This window comes from Sphingomonas caseinilytica (assembly GCF_023516455.1).
Classification (GTDB): domain Bacteria; phylum Pseudomonadota; class Alphaproteobacteria; order Sphingomonadales; family Sphingomonadaceae; genus Sphingomicrobium; species Sphingomicrobium caseinilyticum.
On record NZ_JAMGBA010000002.1, the window covers coordinates 757,545 to 772,626 of the forward strand.

Here is a 15,082-nt window from a genome sequence, read left to right on the forward strand (position 1 = left end):
CAGTCCGCGATTGCCTAGCGTTTCTCGCGGCTTAGGCGCGTCATCAGGATCGCGGCCCGTTTCGCCTGGCGCCAGATGGAGGCGATGTCGACCCGTTCGCCGGGCGCGTGGTCGCCATTGCTGGCCGCGCCTAGCCCGATCAGCCCATCGACGTCCTGCGCGACGAAGCTGATGTCGCCGGCGCCGCGCTTCATCGGGTCGAGCTCGCCCATTTGCTCCAGCCCCATGTCGGCGTTGACGACATTCAGCTTCGCAAGGATCGCCCGATTGCCTTCGGTCGGCGCCATCGGCGGATATTCGTCCGGATCGAACTCCAGCTTCGCCGTCGCGCCGTTCAGCCGGCCATCGGCGACGATGGCCTGCATCTTCGCCTTGACCCGCTCGATCTGCTCCCGGCTGATCGCGCGCAGGTCGCCTCGCGCCACGGCGGTCTCCGGAATGATGTTGGTCTTGCCGGTCGCCTCCAGCCGGATCCTGTCTTCGTCCAGCTTGGCTGTGGCGCCGCCGCCGACCAGGCCGACATTGAAGGTCAGCTTGTCTTCCGGAAGCTTCGTTCGAAACGCATCGATGATCCGCGCCAGCTCATAGACTGCGCCATTGCCGGAGCCGGGCGAGAAGATGCCGCTGGAATGGCCCGAACGGGCAGTGACGGTCAGCGTCCATGCGCCCGAGCTGCGGCGCGCGATCGAGCCAATGTCCTTGCCGTCCTCATCGGCCAGACCTTCGAAATCGAGCGCCACATCGGCGCGCTTGCCGGCGGCGACCAGGTCGCGGCGGGCAAGCTCGATCGGCTGGCCATTATCCTCTTCGTCGCCGGTCAGAACGACTTCGATATCGGCGTCCTTCAGCGTCCCTGCCTGCTGCATCGCGCGGAGTGCCGCGATCATCACCGCCATTCCGCCCTTGTCGTCGCCGGAACCGGGGCCAATGCCGTCATTGCCGCGCCGTTCCCAGCGCTGGAACGGGCTGTCGGGCTCGAACACCGTGTCGAGATGGCCGATCAGCAAAAGCCGCTTGCCCTTGCCGTTGCCCTTGTGCGTCGCGACGATATGGCCCGCGCGGCCGGTCTGCGTCATGTCGATCCATTGAACCTTGAAGCCGAGCGGCTCCAGCTCCGAACGAAGCATCTCGCCGACTTTGGTCACGCCCTCGACGTTGAGCGAGCCGCTGTTCTGGTTGACCCATTTCTCGAGCATAACGAGCGTCCGCTCCTGCTCCGTATCGACGGTCCGGATCATCCGCGTTTCCGCCGGCGAAAGCTTCGCTGCGGCGGGAGTGGGGGCGAGGGCGAGTGACAGGCCGGTGAGGGCGGCGATGAGACGGGTTTGCATGGCGGGAGCGTAGCGGCATCGAGGCTAAGCTCAAGACCAGCCAAATCTCTCCTTCTCGTCATCCCCGCGAAAGCGGGGACCCAGCTTAAATCCGTTCGCTAGGTTCCCGCTTCCGCGGGAATGACGATTTATAATGACGATTTGGCTAACTCACTGTCCTACAGATAACCAAATAGGTAATTCATTGCGACTCGAACGAACCCGAAGGAGCAATGGAATGACAATCGAAGAACTCATCGACGAACTGATCGAGCGGGAAGGCGGCTATGTGAACCATCCCGCCGACAAGGGCGGCCCAACCCGCTTCGGAATTACGGAGGCGGTCGCCCGCGCCCATGGCTATGGCTGCGCGATCGCCGAGCTCCCCCGCGAGGAGGCGGAGGCGATCTATCGCCGCCTCTACTGGCTCCGACCCCGCTTCGACGAAGTGGCGGACCGAGCCCCCGCGGTCGCGGCCGAACTGTTCGACACCGGCGCCAACATGGGGCCTGCCGTCGCAGCGACCTTTCTCCAGCGAGCGCTGACGGCCCTCAACCGCAACGGCAAGGATTACGCCGACCTGGTGCCTGATGGACGCGTCGGGCCGGCCACACTGGCGGCGCTCGATGCCTTTCTCGATGTGCGCGGACGCGAGCGGGGAGAGACTGTGCTGTTGCGCGCGCTAGAGGCGCTCCAGGGCGAGCGCTACTTGCGCCTCGCGGAGAAACGGCCAGCCAATGAGGCGTTTCTTTATGGGTGGTTGGCGAACCGTATAGGTTCTCCATAAGGTCACTAAAGTCGCACGAAAACATGCCGCACCTTGAGACTTTTGTGACCTTTAGACCCGTTGAGGAGGACCTATGGCAATCATCGAAGCGATCGTCGGGCCGGTTTCCAAGCTGCTCGACAAGATCATCCCGGACCCCGAGGCGCGCGACCGCGCCAAGCTGGAACTGATCAAGCTGCAGGGCGACCAGGAAATGGCCGCGATCGGCGCGCAGATGCAGGCGATCGTCGTCGAGGCGCAATCATCCGACCCCTGGACCAGCCGCGCCCGGCCGAGTTTCCTTTACGTCATGTACGCCCTCATCATGTGGGCGATCCCGATGGGCCTGATCGCGGCGGCCGATCCCGATTTGGCGCTCGGCATCGGCAATGGGATGACCGCCTATCTGCGCGGCCTGCCGGAGGAGCTCTATGCTCTCTTCGGCACCGGCTATCTCGGCTACACGGCGGCCCGCACCTGGGGGAAAGTGAAAGGCGTCGAACGCTAACCCGGTTCGAAGCGTTGAGCGGGCGGAACGAACTGTTCCGCCCGGCATTCCTACCGGTCGCATAAGCAAAGCTCTGTGGAGGGGTTCGCTGTTCGAGGTGCTTCGAAATTGCTGGCGGATCGAGCGGGCGGAACGCGCCGCGGTGATCGTCGACGCCTGCGACTATTACCATGTCATCCGCGAGGCGATGGAGAAGGCGCGGCATCGCATCCTGATCATCGGCTGGGACTTCGATCCAAGGATCAAGCTCGATCGCAGGGGCAAGGGTGCGGATGCCGATGAGACGCTGGGCGCGTTCCTGCTGAAGCTCGCGAAGAAGAAGCCCCACGTCAGGATCGCGATCCTCAAGTGGAACTTCGGCGCGATGAAGACCCTGTTCCGGGGAAGCGCCATTGCCTGGGTGGCGCGCCTCGCCGCCACCAGGGCGATCACGTTCAAGCTCGATAGCGCTCATCCCCCGGGTTGCAGCCACCACCAGAAGATCGTGGTCATCGACGATTGTTTCGCCATCTGCGGCGGCATCGACATGACTGGGGACCGCTGGGACCGGCCGGCCCATAAGGACAATGATCCCGACCGAGTCCGACCCAACGGCAAGCCCTATGGCCCCTGGCACGACGCGACCATGGCGGTGGATGGGCCGCTGGCAGCGGCGCTCGGGGAGCTGGCCTGCGATCGCTGGGAACGGGCGACCGGGAAAAGGCTCGGTCCGGTTCGCGATGCCGATCCGATCTGGCCCGACGATCTGGAACCTACCTTCCAGGACCAGAACTTCGCGATCGCCCGGACCAGCGCCAAATATTGCGAACATGCCGAAGTGAAGGAGGTCGAAGCGCTGTTCCTCGACATGATCGCCTCGGCCCGGCGGTTCATCTATGCCGAGAACCAATATTTCACCTCGCCGAAGATCGCCCAGGCCATTCGTGAGCGGATGCTCGGCTCCGACCCGCCCGAGATCGTCTTCGTCAATCCGATCCGGGCCGACGGCTGGCTGGAACAGGTCGCGATGGATGCGGCGCGGGTCCGCCTCGCCCAGGTCATCGGCCGCGAGGATCCGGGCAACCGCTTCCGCATCTATTCGCCGGTGACGGAGGGCGGGGCCGACATCTACGTCCATGCCAAGATCATGATCGTCGACGACCGGATCCTGCGCGTCGGTTCGGCCAATATGAACAACCGCTCGCTAGGCCTCGACAGCGAATGCGACCTGGCGGTGGAGGCCGATGGCGATGCGACCGAGGCCGTCATCGCCGGAGTAAGGACGCGGCTGATGGCCGAACATCTCGGCGCATCGGAGGATGAGGTCCGAACCCTGTTCGACCGGACCGGATCACTGATTGGAACGATCGAAGCGCTGCAGCGCGACGGAAGGACCATGAAGCTTCTCGAGCTGGAGAAGCCGGGTGAGGCCACGGCCTTCATCGCCGACACCGAGTTGCTCGACCCGAAAAGCCCCGACGCGATGTTCGAGGATTTCACCAGCAAATCGCTTTTCTCCGGACTTGGTGGATGGTGGAAGCGGCGCCGCTAGGGCGCGCAATCTTGCATCGCGGCGGCCACCTGCCCACATCCGCGGCAACGAAGAGCGGGAGCTGACCCTTGGAACAATATCATGGCACCACCATCCTGGGGGTGAAGAAGGACGGGCGGACCGTCATCGCCGGCGACGGCCAGGTCTCGCTCGGCAATACGGTGATCAAGCCCAATGCCAAGAAGGTACGCCGCCTTGGCGACGGCAGCGTGATCGGCGGCTTTGCCGGTGCGACGGCCGATGCCTTCACCCTGTTCGAACGACTGGAAAAGAAGCTGGAGTCGCATCGCGGCCAGCTCCTCCGCGCCGCGGTCGAGCTGGCCAAGGATTGGCGGACCGACAAATATCTTCGCAACCTCGAGGCGATGATGATCGTCGCCGACAAGGAAACCTTGCTGATCCTCACCGGCAATGGAGACGTGCTGGAACCGGAAGGCGGGATCGCCGCGATCGGCTCGGGCGGCAATTATGCGCTGGCCGCGGCGCGGGCTCTTTCCGAATATGAGCAGGACCCGGAAGTGCTTGCGCGCCGAGCGATGGCAATCGCCGCCGAGGTCTGCGTATTCACCAACAACCAGCTGACCGTCGAGACGATTGAAGGCTGATGCATTAGGCGGCTAGGCTCGCTGCATGCTGATCGACCGTCGAGCCTTCGCTGCAAGCTCCACTGCGCTCCTCGCCGGTTGCGCTACAACTGGTGGCACCGGTATTTCCCGCGTCGCCGACTGCACGCCGCTTGCCCCGGTCAAGGTGGATGAAAGTCGCGTCATTCGCACCGTCGCCGGCCTTCGCCCCTATCGCGCCTCCGGGTTCGTCGTCCGCGCCGAGGCGCTCGGCGACAAGCGTCTCGTCCACAACTACGGCCACGGCGGTGCCGGCATCACCCTCAGTTGGGGAAGCTCGAAGCTCGCGACGGATCTCGGGCTTCCCGGTCACCGCGGCTCGGTCGCCGTTCTGGGTTCCGGCGTCATGGGTCTGTCGACCGCGCGACTGGCCCAGGAAGCCGGCTTTCCAGTCACCATCTACACTGCCGCGCTTCCCCCCGACACGACCTCGAACGTCGCCGGCGGCCAGTTCCACCCGTTCGGCTTCTTCCGCGAGGGTTCGGCGACCAGCGAGTTCAAGGCCCAATATCTTCGCGCGCTCGACTATAGCTGGCGCCGTTTCCAGATCATGGTCGGCGACGACTACGGGATCCGCTGGCTTCCGACCTATGTCGAGACCGGAAGCCCCGATGCCCGAGAGATCGCCAACTTCCCGCCGATCAACCGCATGCTGGGCATGGCCGAACATCCGTTCCCGCTCGACAGCGTGCTTCGATACGACACCATGTATGTCGAAACCGGCCGCTACCTTCGCCAGATGCTCCGCGATTTCCATATCGCCGGCGGCAAGGTCGAAGTACGCCGGTTGGCGAGCCCGGCGGATGTGACCTCGCTTGGCGAAAGCCTCATCTTCAACTGCACCGGTCTCGGCGCGCGCGACCTGTTCGGCGACCAGGAGCTGCAGGCCGTTCGCGGCCAACTGGCGATCCTCGAGCCGCAACCGGAAGTGCGCTACGCGGCCCTTGGCCGGTTCGGCTACATGTTCCCGAGACCCGACGGAATCATCCTTGGCGGAACGTTCGAGCGGGATGTCTGGGACGCAACGCCCGACCCGGCGGATATCGCCCGCATCGTCCGCGACCACCAGCGCTTCTTCGAAGCTTTCCGCTGCACGGCTTGATCGCGCCCCTCGAGCCTCCATCTATCAACGCCATGAACGACAATCTTACCCCGAAGGCCATCGTCGCCGCATTGGACGAGCATATCATCGGCCAGAATGAGGCGAAGAAGGCGGTCGCGGTTGCCCTGCGCAATCGCTGGCGCCGCCAGCGCCTGTCGCCCGAGCTCCGCGACGAGGTGACGCCGAAGAACATCCTGATGATCGGGCCGACCGGCTGCGGAAAGACGGAGATCAGCCGCCGCCTCGCCAAGCTGGCGGACGCTCCGTTCGTCAAGGTCGAAGCGACCAAGTTCACCGAGGTCGGCTATGTCGGACGCGATGTCGAGCAGATCGGCCGTGACTTGGTTGAGGAAGCCGTGCGGCTGGAGCGGGAGCGTCGCCGCGAGAAGGTTCGCGAGACTTCGGAATCTGCGGCGATGGAGCGGCTGCTCGATGCCTTGACCGGCAAGGGATCGTCGGAAGCAACCCGCGCCAGCTTTCGCCAGCGCTTCGCCGACGGCAGTCTCGATGGCGCCGAGGTGGAGATCGAAGTTTCTGAAGCGGCGAGCATGCCGTTCGACATCCCCGGGAGTGGTGGCGTCGGGATGATCAACCTTTCCGAGATGATGCAGAAGGCGATGGGCGGCCCGCCCAAGAAGCGCCGCAAGCTCAAGGTCAAGGACGCGTTCGGAAAGCTGGTCGAGGAAGAGGCCGACAAGCGCGTCGACCAGGACGACGTGACCCGCGTGGCGCTGGCCGATGCGGAAGCCAATGGCATCGTCTTCCTGGACGAAATCGACAAGATCGCGGTCAGCGACGTTCGCGGCGGATCGGTCAGCCGCGAAGGCGTCCAGCGCGACCTGCTGCCGCTGATCGAAGGGACGACGGTTGCCACCAAATATGGTCCCATCAAGACCGACCATATATTGTTTATCGCCAGCGGCGCCTTCCATATCGCGAAGCCCGCCGACCTCCTCCCCGAACTTCAGGGCCGTCTCCCGATCCGCGTCGAGCTCGCGACACTGACGGAGGAGGATTTCGTTCGAATCCTGTCGGCAACCCGGGCGAGCCTCACCGAGCAATATAGCGCGCTGCTGGCGACTGAAGAGGTCACGATCGAATTCGCCGACGACGGCATTGCCGCCCTGGCGAAGATTGCCGCCGAGGTGAACGACGCGATCGAGAATATCGGCGCCCGGCGGCTTCAGACGGTGATGGAAAAGCTGGTCGAGGACATCAGCTTCACCGCGGAGGAACGGAAGGGCGAAAAGCTGGTCATCGACGCCGCCTTCGTCGAGCAGCAGCTGGCCGGCATCGCCAAGAACGCCGATCTAAGCCGCTATGTCCTCTAGCCCGTCGCCCCAGCGCAGGCTGGGGCCCATGTCTCTTCGAAAGGCTTCTTTCCAGATATGGATGCCAGCCTACGCTGGCATGACGAGTTAGCGCTTGACCGGTTGAGCCTCCCGATACCGCCACACCAACCCTTGCACGAACGGCGACCACAGCGGAGCTTCGACCCCGGCGAGCCGCAGCCTGCTGGCGGCCCACTGGTTGCAGGTGTGGATCGCGTTGGCCTTGCCGACCCCGCGATAGAAGGCGTCGCGCGGCCCATAGCCGGGATGATCGATGCGGATCGGCTTTCCTCGGGTGTCCAGCTCGAATCCGGCGCGGATCGAGGCCCAGAGGCGGCGATATTGCTCGCTCGTCAGCCGGATTTCCTTCGCGGCATAAGCTGGGTCGCGGGTCCATTCCACATGCATGACCCGCTCGCCACCCGTCAGCGCGACCGCCGCGGTCTTGATCGAAAGGTCGGCCCAGGTCGGCGTTTCCAGATAGACCCGGCGCTCGCCCGCCCCGAACGCGATCCAGCGCGCGTCGGCGGGCACATTGGCCATGTCGGACTTTGGCACCAAGGGCCGCCAGTTGAGCCCCTCGGCCTCGGCTGGAAGGACGAGATCCACGTGGACGCCGTTGTGGGCGAGATAGATGGTGACGCCCTCATCGGGCTCCTTCCATCCGCTGTTGATGGGAATCAGCGCGCCGATAATCGCCGCAACAATATACAGCGCGGGAATCGCGAGGATCGCGAGTGCGATACGGACAGGCCAGCTGGATTTGCGGCGACGGCGACGAGGCATGAGCACATTGATGCCAAGAGAGGGCGCATTTGTCTCGCCACGACATCCGTCGGCGACCATTTTCTGAAGCGTGCCCCGCACGCTTCAGAAAATGGTCGGGGCGACTGGATTCGAACCAGCGACCCCCACACCCCCAGTGTGATGCGCTACCAGGCTGCGCTACGCCCCGACCGATCACATGACCCTAGGGCATGTGAGAGCGGCGCATCTAGGGCGATGCGCATCGCTTGGCAAGGCGGCCCGCGGCGTGATAGGCGGCGCGCCACATCCTGCGCTTGGGGCTCTCCCGGCGCCCTTTCGATGAAGAGATTCCCGGGGTCATGAACGATATTTCCATTCTCGCCGCAGCGGCCGCTCCTTCGGCTGGCGCAAGCTTCTTCGTCCAGACCATTCCGTTGGTCCTGGTCTTCGTCATTTTCTGGTTCCTTCTGATCCGCCCGCAACAAAAGCGGATGAAGGAACATCAGGCGCAGATCGCAGCCGTGAAGAAGGGCGACCGGGTCGTCACCGGCGGCGGCCTACTGGGCAAGGTTACCAAGGTCTCGGACTCCGAAGTCGAGGTCGAGCTTGGCCAGGGAATTCGCGTGACCGCCGTGAAATCGACACTGACCCAGGTCGTCGATCCAGCGTCCGCCAAACCGGCCAACGACTAGGGGTTCCGCTTCAATGCTCGATTTCCCCCGCTGGAAGGTCTGGGCTGTCACGCTCACCATCCTTGCCGGCATCTTGCTGGCAATCCCGAGCCTGCTTCCCAAGGACCAGGTCGAACGCTGGCCGGCGTGGCTTCCGAGCGCGCGCATCAACCTTGGTCTCGATATCGCCGGCGGTAGCCAGCTGCTGCTGGAAGCCGACATTGCCGACGCCGGCAAGCAGCGGCTTCAGGCGATGGAAGAGACGGTCACGACCGAACTTCGCCGCGGCGAGCCGCGCATCGACATCGGCGACGTTTCGACCACCGGCGGACGGCTGAGCTTCATCGTCCGCGACCCGACCCAGTTGGATGCGGCAGTAGAACGGCTTCGCGCGCTGACCCAGCCGGTTGCACTGACTGGAAAGCGGGATTGGGACGTGACCGTCGTCGATTCGACCCGAATCGTCCTGACGCCGACCGAGGCCGGTGCGAAACAGGCCCTGAAGGACAGCCTTACGGTTGCCCGCGACGTGGTCCGCCGTCGGATCGATCCGGGCGGAACCAAGGAAATCACGGTCATCAATCAGGGCGATCGCCGCATCTTCGTCCAGGTACCGGGCGTCGAGGATCCGGAAGCGCTGAAGCTGCTGATCGGCCAGACCGCGCGCCTCGAATTCAAGCTGGTCGACCTCAACGCCGACCCGAATCAGGTCGCGCAGGGCCGCGCTCCTCCGGGCAGCCAGGTCCTGCCGATGGCCGATGGCACGGGCGGCATCGCCGTACAGCGCCGCGTCATGGTCTCCGGTGAGCAGCTGGTCGATGCCAAGCAGGGTTTCGACCAGAATGGCCGCGCCGTGGTCGACATCACCTTCAACGCCGCCGGTGCGCGCCGCTTCGGCCGCGTCACTCAGGAGAACGTCAACAAGCCGTTCGCGATCATCCTCGACGACAAGGTGCTCTCGGCGCCGAACATCAACGAGCCGATCCTCGGCGGAAAGGCGCAGATCAGCGGTAACTTCACCGTGGAGACCGCCAACCAGCTGGCAGTCAGCCTGGCTTCCGGCAAGCTCCCGGTGAAATTGAACGTCATCGAAGAGCGCACCGTCAGCGCCGAGCTGGGCAAGGACTCGATCGAGGCCGGCACTATCGCTTCGGTCTTCGCGACCCTTTCGGTGATCGGCCTGATGATCATCACCTATGGCCGGTTCGGCGTCTATGCGTCGATCGCGCTGCTGGTGAACGCATTCATGATCCTTGGCATCATGGCGGTGTTCAACGCCACGCTGACCTTGCCCGGTATAGCGGGCTTCGTCCTCACGATCGGTGCGGCGGTCGACGCTAACGTGCTGATCAATGAGCGTATCAGGGAAGAGCTGAGACGCGGGCGAAAGATGCTCGACGCGCTGGAAACGGGCTACAAGGAAGCCTCGACCGCGATCTTCGACGCCAACATCACCAACACCATCGCCGCCGCGCTGATGATGTATTTCGGGTCCGGGCCGATCCGCGGTTTCGCGGTGGTCCTCCTGATCGGCATCATCACCTCGGTGTTCACCGCGGTCAATTTCACCCGGATGCTGGTTTCGATTTGGATCAAGTCCAAGCGGCCACGCGCGATCAATATCTGACGGGATTCAGGGCAAATGAAACTTCTCAAGCTGGTTCCCGACAACACCAACTTCGACTTCATGAAGTGGCGGAACGTCGCCCTTGTTCTGTCGATCATCGTGACAGCTGCAAGCATCGCGCTCACCGCTTATCGTGGCCTCAACCTGGGCATCGACTTCGTCGGCGGTCAGGTGGTTCGCGCCACTTTCGCTCAGTCGGTCAGCATCGAGGACCTGCGCACTAAGGTCGAAGGGCTGAACGTTGGCGAGGCCAGCATCCAGGAATTCGGCGACAACCGGACCTATCAGATCCGCCTGCCCAGGCCCGAGGGTCCTGAAGCGGCCGCCAACCAGGTGGTGACCGCCGTTCGCGGCATGATCGAGCAGCAATATCCGGGCGCCAAGGTAACGGCAGGCGAATCAGTATCCGGCAAGGTCAGCGGCGAGCTGGCATGGGACGGCGCGCTGGCGATCGGCTTCGCCATGCTTGGCATCGCCATCTACATCTGGTTTAGGTTCGAATGGCAGTTCGGCGTCGGTGCCCTGGTCACACTGTTCCACGACGTGGCGATGGTGCTCGGCTTCTTCTCGCTGACGCAGCTTCAGGTCGACCTCAACATCGTCGCGGCCTTCCTCGCGATCGTCGGCTATTCGTTGAACGATACGGTCGTCATCTACGACCGGATCCGAGAGAATATGCGCAAGTACCGCAAGATGGAGATCGTCTCGCTCCTCAACTTCTCGTTGAACGAGACGCTCTCGCGCACGATCGTCACCTCGCTGTCGATCATGCTGGCGCTTGCGGTTCTGCTGCTCCTTGGCCCGGACGTGCTGTTTGGCCTGACCCTCGCGATCCTGCTCGGCACCTTCATCGGCACCTATTCGTCGATCTATATTTCGGCGCCGGCGCTGGTCTGGATGGGCCTCAAGAGCGACAGTTTCATTCGCGGCGAGGAAGAGGAAGATCCGACGGTCGCGCCAGCCCGATAAGGGAAGGCGTTCAGTTTGGTGAAAGCCCGCTTGGCCTTGTGTGCAGCCCGCGCTAGGAAAGTCCCCATGGTGAACAAGACCCGTATCGCGGCACTGTTGCTGCTGCCCGTAATCATCCTCCCCGTTGCCGCTTGCGCTGGCAACAAGGCGAAGACCGACACGGCTTACGTCGCGCGCGACGTGAACACGCTGTACAGCGAGGCCAAGGAGCGGCTCGACCGCGGTCGCTACGAAGAGGCGGCAATCTTCTTCGACGAGGTGGAACGGCAGCATCCCTATTCGGTCTGGGCCCGCCGCGCCCAGCTGATGAGCGCTTTCTCCTATTACATGGCGCAGAAATATACGGAATCGATCAGCTCGGCGACGCGCTTCCTCACCATCCATCCCGGCAACAAGGATGCGCCCTACGCCAACTACCTCATCGCGATGAGCTATTATCAGCAGATCGAGGATGTGACCCGCGACCAGAAGATCACGCAGCAGGCATCGGACTCGTTCAACGAACTGATCCGACGCTACCCGCAAAGCCGCTACGCTTCCGACGCGCGGTTGAAGCTCGATCTCATCAATGACCATCTCGCCGGCAAGGAGATGGAGGTCGGACGCTTCTATCAGCGGCAGGGCAATTGGCTGGCCGCGTCGACCCGCTTCCGCGAGGTGGTCGACAAATATCAGACCACGACCCACACGCCCGAAGCACTGGAGCGCCTGGTCGAATCCTACCTGAACCTCGGCCTGCCCGAGGAAGCCCATAAGGCGGCTGCCGTGCTCGGCGCCAACTATCCGGGCAGCAAATGGTACCACCGCAGCTATGAGCTGATCCAACGGCATGCGCCGTCGGCGGTCGCTGCCCAGCCGACAAGCTAAGCCGGGGTTTCGGCGGCGTGCTGAGGCAGCTGTCGATCCGCGATGTGGTCCTGATCGACCGGCTCGACCTGGAGTTCGAGCCGGGGCTTGGCGTGCTGACCGGCGAAACCGGAGCCGGCAAATCGATCCTCCTCGATAGCCTGGGCCTTGCGCTCGGCGTTCGTGCCGATACGGGCCTTGTCCGGCAGGGAGAGCAGCAGGCCAGCGTTGCCGCCGAATTCGACCTTCCTTCCGACCATCCCGCCTTCGCCCTGTTGGCAGAGCAGGGCATCGAAAGCGAAGCAGGCGAGCCTTTGCTGGTTCGCCGTACCCTCAAGTCCGACGGCGGCAGCCGCGCCTTCGCGGGAGGAGCCGGCGTTTCCGCATCACTGCTTCGCGACATTGCCAACGGCCTGGTGGAAATCCACGGCCAGCATGACGATCGCGGGTTGCTCAATCCGCGCGGCCATCGGGCCTTGCTCGATGCTTTCGGGCGGATCGATCCGCGCGACGTCGAGACGGCGTGGAGCGAAGTCGACCGGCTGGAATCCGAACTGGCCGAAGCGCGGGAAGCCGCTGCAGCGGCGGAACGGGATCGTGAATGGCTCGAACATGCCGCCAAGGAAATCGCAGCTTTGGCGCCCGAGCCTGGCGAAGAGACCATGCTTTCGGAGCAGCGGGCCGCAATGCAGGCGGGGGCACGGGCAGGCGAGACGCTGACCGGGCTCGACGAACTGCTTGGCGGGTCGGAAGGCGCGCTCACCCTGTTGCGAACCGCTGCGAGGCGGATCGAGCGGGGCGCGGCGGAGCATGAGCTGCTTGCCGAGGCGCTGGCTAGCCTCGACCGGGCGCTGATCGAGGCGAGCGAGGCGGAGGACCGGATCGCCCGTGCCGCCGAAGCATTGGCGTTCGACCCCGCTCGGCTGGAAGCGGTTGAAGCCCGTTTGTTCGATATTCGCGGCCTTGCCCGAAAGCATCGCGTCGAGCCCGACGCATTGGCGGCCCTTGGCGAGGAATTGACCGCAAAGCTTGCACAGATCGAGGCTGGCGGCGAACGGATCGCGGCCCTGGAAACGGAGCTTGCGCAGGCTCGCGACCTTTACGACGAGAAGGCTCGGCAGCTTCGATTGTCCCGGACCGAAACGGCCGCACAGCTCGATAAGGCAGTGGCCGGCGAACTTCCGCCGCTGAAGCTCGACGCTGCCAATTTCCGGACTTCGCTCACTGACGCCGATCCCGGACCCGCCGGAATCGACCGGGTCGAGTTCGAAGTGTCGACCAACCCCGGCGCGCCTTTCGGACCGCTGACCAAGATCGCCAGCGGCGGCGAATTGTCGCGCTTCATTCTCGCCCTCAAAGTGGCGCTTGCCGAAGCTGGCACGGCCCAGACGATGATTTTTGACGAGATTGATCGCGGAGTCGGCGGCGCGGTGGCCAGCGCGATCGGCGAGCGGCTTGCCCGCCTCGCCCAGAAATCGCAATTGCTGGTCGTGACCCACAGCCCGCAAGTCGCGGCCCGCGCGGCACATCATTACCGCATCGAAAAGGCGCATGTGGAGGGATCGACCCGCACCCATGTGCGTAAATTGACGGCCGAGGAGCGTCGCGAGGAAATTGCGCGCATGCTATCGGGCGCGGCGATCACGGACGAAGCCCGCGCCCAGGCGGCCCGGCTATTGGAGGCAGCATGACCGAGCAATTCTCACTCACCCAAGAGTATAACGGCCAGACCCTCGACCATGTCGTCGTCCATGACGGGACCGGCCGCACTTTGCCGACGGTTATCATCATTCCAACCGTCATGGGCGTGCAGCCGCTGGAGATCGGCTTTGCCGAGCGTCTTGTGGCCCTTGGCTATCATGCGGTTGTCGTCGACCTGTTCGGCAAAAGGTTCCGCCCGGTGATCGATCGTGGCGAAGCATTCGCGGCGATGGGCGAATTGCGCGAGGACCGGTTCGCGCTTCGCGAACGCCTGCTGGCCGTGCTTGATGAGGTGCTGAAGCGCGAGCATGTCGACAAGGCGCGGGTCGCGGTCATCGGCTATTGCTTTGGTGGCCAGTGCGCGCTCGACGTGGCCCGGTCCGGGGCCGATGTAGCCGGCGTCGCCAGTTTCCACGGCCTGTTCGACCCGCCAGGCCTTCCCGCGCAACCGATCAAGGCCAAGGTTGCGGCCTATCATGGCTGGAACGACCCGATGGTCCCGCCCGAAGCAGTGGTCGCACTGGGACAGGAGCTGACCGATGGCGGAGCCGACTGGCAGATCCACGCCTATGGCAATGTCGGACATGGCTTCACCAATCCCAAGGCCCATGAAATCGGCGTCGCCGGCGTCGAATATGACGAGGCGGCGGCGCGCCGCAGCTGGGCCAGCCTAGTCAACTATCTCGGTGAAGTGCTGGCGTGAGCGAGGAAATAGCCGCTTCCTATCGATCGACGGGCTATGCCCATTTGAAGAGTTTTGTGCCGCGCGAAGTGTGCACCATGTTGCTTGCGCGGATGAAGACCGACCTGGCGCGTCAAGGCATGCAATTGTCGAGCCTGGAGCAGCAGGGGCCGCTTCTTCGGGCAGGCGCACCGGAACTATATGGCCATCACTATCCGATGTTCGCCAGCTTCCTGTGGGGCATGACTCCGGCGGTGGAGCGGCTAACCGGTGAGGCACTTCTTCCGACCTACGCCTACTTCCGCCTTTATCGGGAGGGCGACATTTGCCGAGTCCATGGCGACCGGCCGGCTTGCGAGCACAGCCTGTCATTGACCTTGGCGTACAGCGACGAGATGGCTTGGCCGCTCGAGGTCTCCCCGAGACGAATCGAACAGCCATTTGCGCGCGCCGATGAGCAGTTTGCGGTAGAAGAGAAGGCCGGATCGGTCGCAATGCAGGCCGGAGACGCGGTGCTGTACCAGGGCGTCCACCATCATCATGGGCGAACGACGCCCAACCCCAATCGCTGGTCGGCCCATCTCTTCCTTCATTGGGTGGGTCGGGATGGCCCATATGCGGACCAGGCCTTCGACGGGCAGCTGCCGCCGGCCCAAGTCAGCTTCTGA

General features: G+C 63.9%; 15 protein-coding genes and 1 tRNA gene. 13 read left to right on the forward strand and 3 right to left on the reverse strand.

The features are described 5' to 3' along the window. Nucleotides 1–14 precede the first annotated feature (14 nt). Complete coding sequence (locus tag LZ496_RS10395) at nt 15–1,331, reverse strand: M20/M25/M40 family metallo-hydrolase (RefSeq protein WP_249904606.1); 1,317 nt, start codon at nt 1,329–1,331, stop codon at nt 15–17. Nucleotides 1,332–1,548: 217 nt separating this feature from the next. On the opposite strand from LZ496_RS10395, the gene LZ496_RS10400 reads away from it, so the two are divergent. From LZ496_RS10400 to hslU, 6 genes are all read left to right on the forward strand, one after another. Next, nucleotides 1,549–2,097, forward strand: a complete 549-nt coding sequence (locus tag LZ496_RS10400; RefSeq protein WP_249904608.1) for a glycoside hydrolase family 108 protein — start codon at nt 1,549–1,551, stop codon at nt 2,095–2,097. A 73-nt stretch (nt 2,098–2,170) separates the two neighbouring features. Next, a complete protein-coding gene (locus tag LZ496_RS10405; protein WP_249904609.1) occupies nt 2,171–2,584 on the forward strand; it encodes a holin family protein in 414 nt (137 codons plus the stop codon). Nucleotides 2,585–2,681: 97 nt separating this feature from the next. Then, complete coding sequence (locus tag LZ496_RS10410; RefSeq protein WP_249904610.1) at nt 2,682–4,115, forward strand: phospholipase D-like domain-containing protein; 1,434 nt, start codon at nt 2,682–2,684, stop codon at nt 4,113–4,115. Nucleotides 4,116–4,183: 68 nt separating this feature from the next. Beyond that, nucleotides 4,184–4,720, forward strand: a complete 537-nt coding sequence (gene hslV / locus LZ496_RS10415) for an ATP-dependent protease subunit HslV (RefSeq protein ID WP_249904612.1) — start codon at nt 4,184–4,186, stop codon at nt 4,718–4,720. A 25-nt stretch (nt 4,721–4,745) separates the two neighbouring features. Continuing rightward, nucleotides 4,746–5,840, forward strand: a complete 1,095-nt coding sequence (locus LZ496_RS10420) for an FAD-dependent oxidoreductase (RefSeq protein ID WP_249904613.1) — start codon at nt 4,746–4,748, stop codon at nt 5,838–5,840. Nucleotides 5,841–5,872: 32 nt separating this feature from the next. Beyond that, nucleotides 5,873–7,171: an ATP-dependent protease ATPase subunit HslU gene (gene hslU / locus LZ496_RS10425; protein WP_249904614.1), complete on the forward strand. Its 1,299-nt coding sequence runs from the start codon at nt 5,873–5,875 to the stop codon at nt 7,169–7,171. Nucleotides 7,172–7,258: 87 nt separating this feature from the next. Here hslU and LZ496_RS10430 read toward each other — a convergent pair whose 3' ends face one another. Next, entirely contained in the window at nt 7,259–7,957 is a 699-nt protein-coding gene (locus LZ496_RS10430) for a TIGR02117 family protein (RefSeq protein ID WP_249904616.1), read from the reverse strand. Nucleotides 7,958–8,049: 92 nt separating this feature from the next. After that, nucleotides 8,050–8,126: transfer RNA gene (locus LZ496_RS10435), tRNA-Pro, on the reverse strand. Between the two features lie 151 nt (nt 8,127–8,277). Between LZ496_RS10435 and yajC the strand changes: the two genes are divergently transcribed. The 7 genes from yajC to LZ496_RS10470 all read left to right on the forward strand — a co-directional run bounded on the left by yajC (nt 8,278) and on the right by LZ496_RS10470 (nt 15,082). After that, entirely contained in the window at nt 8,278–8,610 is a 333-nt protein-coding gene (gene yajC, locus LZ496_RS10440; protein ID WP_249904617.1) for a preprotein translocase subunit YajC, read from the forward strand. A gap of 13 nt (nt 8,611–8,623) precedes the next feature. Next, nucleotides 8,624–10,216, forward strand: a complete 1,593-nt coding sequence (secD, locus tag LZ496_RS10445; RefSeq protein WP_249904618.1) for a protein translocase subunit SecD — start codon at nt 8,624–8,626, stop codon at nt 10,214–10,216. 15 nt (nt 10,217–10,231) lie between these two features. Beyond that, nucleotides 10,232–11,185 carry a protein translocase subunit SecF gene (secF, locus tag LZ496_RS10450; protein WP_249904619.1) on the forward strand — a complete coding sequence of 318 codons (954 nt, stop codon included), beginning with the start codon at nt 10,232–10,234 and terminating at the stop codon, nt 11,183–11,185. A 66-nt stretch (nt 11,186–11,251) separates the two neighbouring features. Then, on the forward strand, nt 11,252–12,052 hold the full coding sequence (locus tag LZ496_RS10455; protein WP_249904620.1) for an outer membrane protein assembly factor BamD: 801 nt from the start codon (nt 11,252–11,254) through the stop codon (nt 12,050–12,052). A gap of 17 nt (nt 12,053–12,069) precedes the next feature. Next, nucleotides 12,070–13,722, forward strand: coding sequence for a DNA repair protein RecN (gene recN / locus LZ496_RS10460; protein WP_249904621.1), 1,653 nt, complete (start codon nt 12,070–12,072; stop codon nt 13,720–13,722). Next, entirely contained in the window at nt 13,719–14,435 is a 717-nt protein-coding gene (locus LZ496_RS10465; RefSeq protein WP_249904623.1) for a dienelactone hydrolase family protein, read from the forward strand. The genes recN and LZ496_RS10465 overlap by 4 nt, the downstream gene beginning before the upstream one ends. Continuing rightward, on the forward strand, nt 14,432–15,082 hold the full coding sequence (locus LZ496_RS10470) for a phytanoyl-CoA dioxygenase family protein (RefSeq protein WP_249904624.1): 651 nt from the start codon (nt 14,432–14,434) through the stop codon (nt 15,080–15,082). Before LZ496_RS10465 ends, LZ496_RS10470 begins: the two co-directional genes overlap by 4 nt.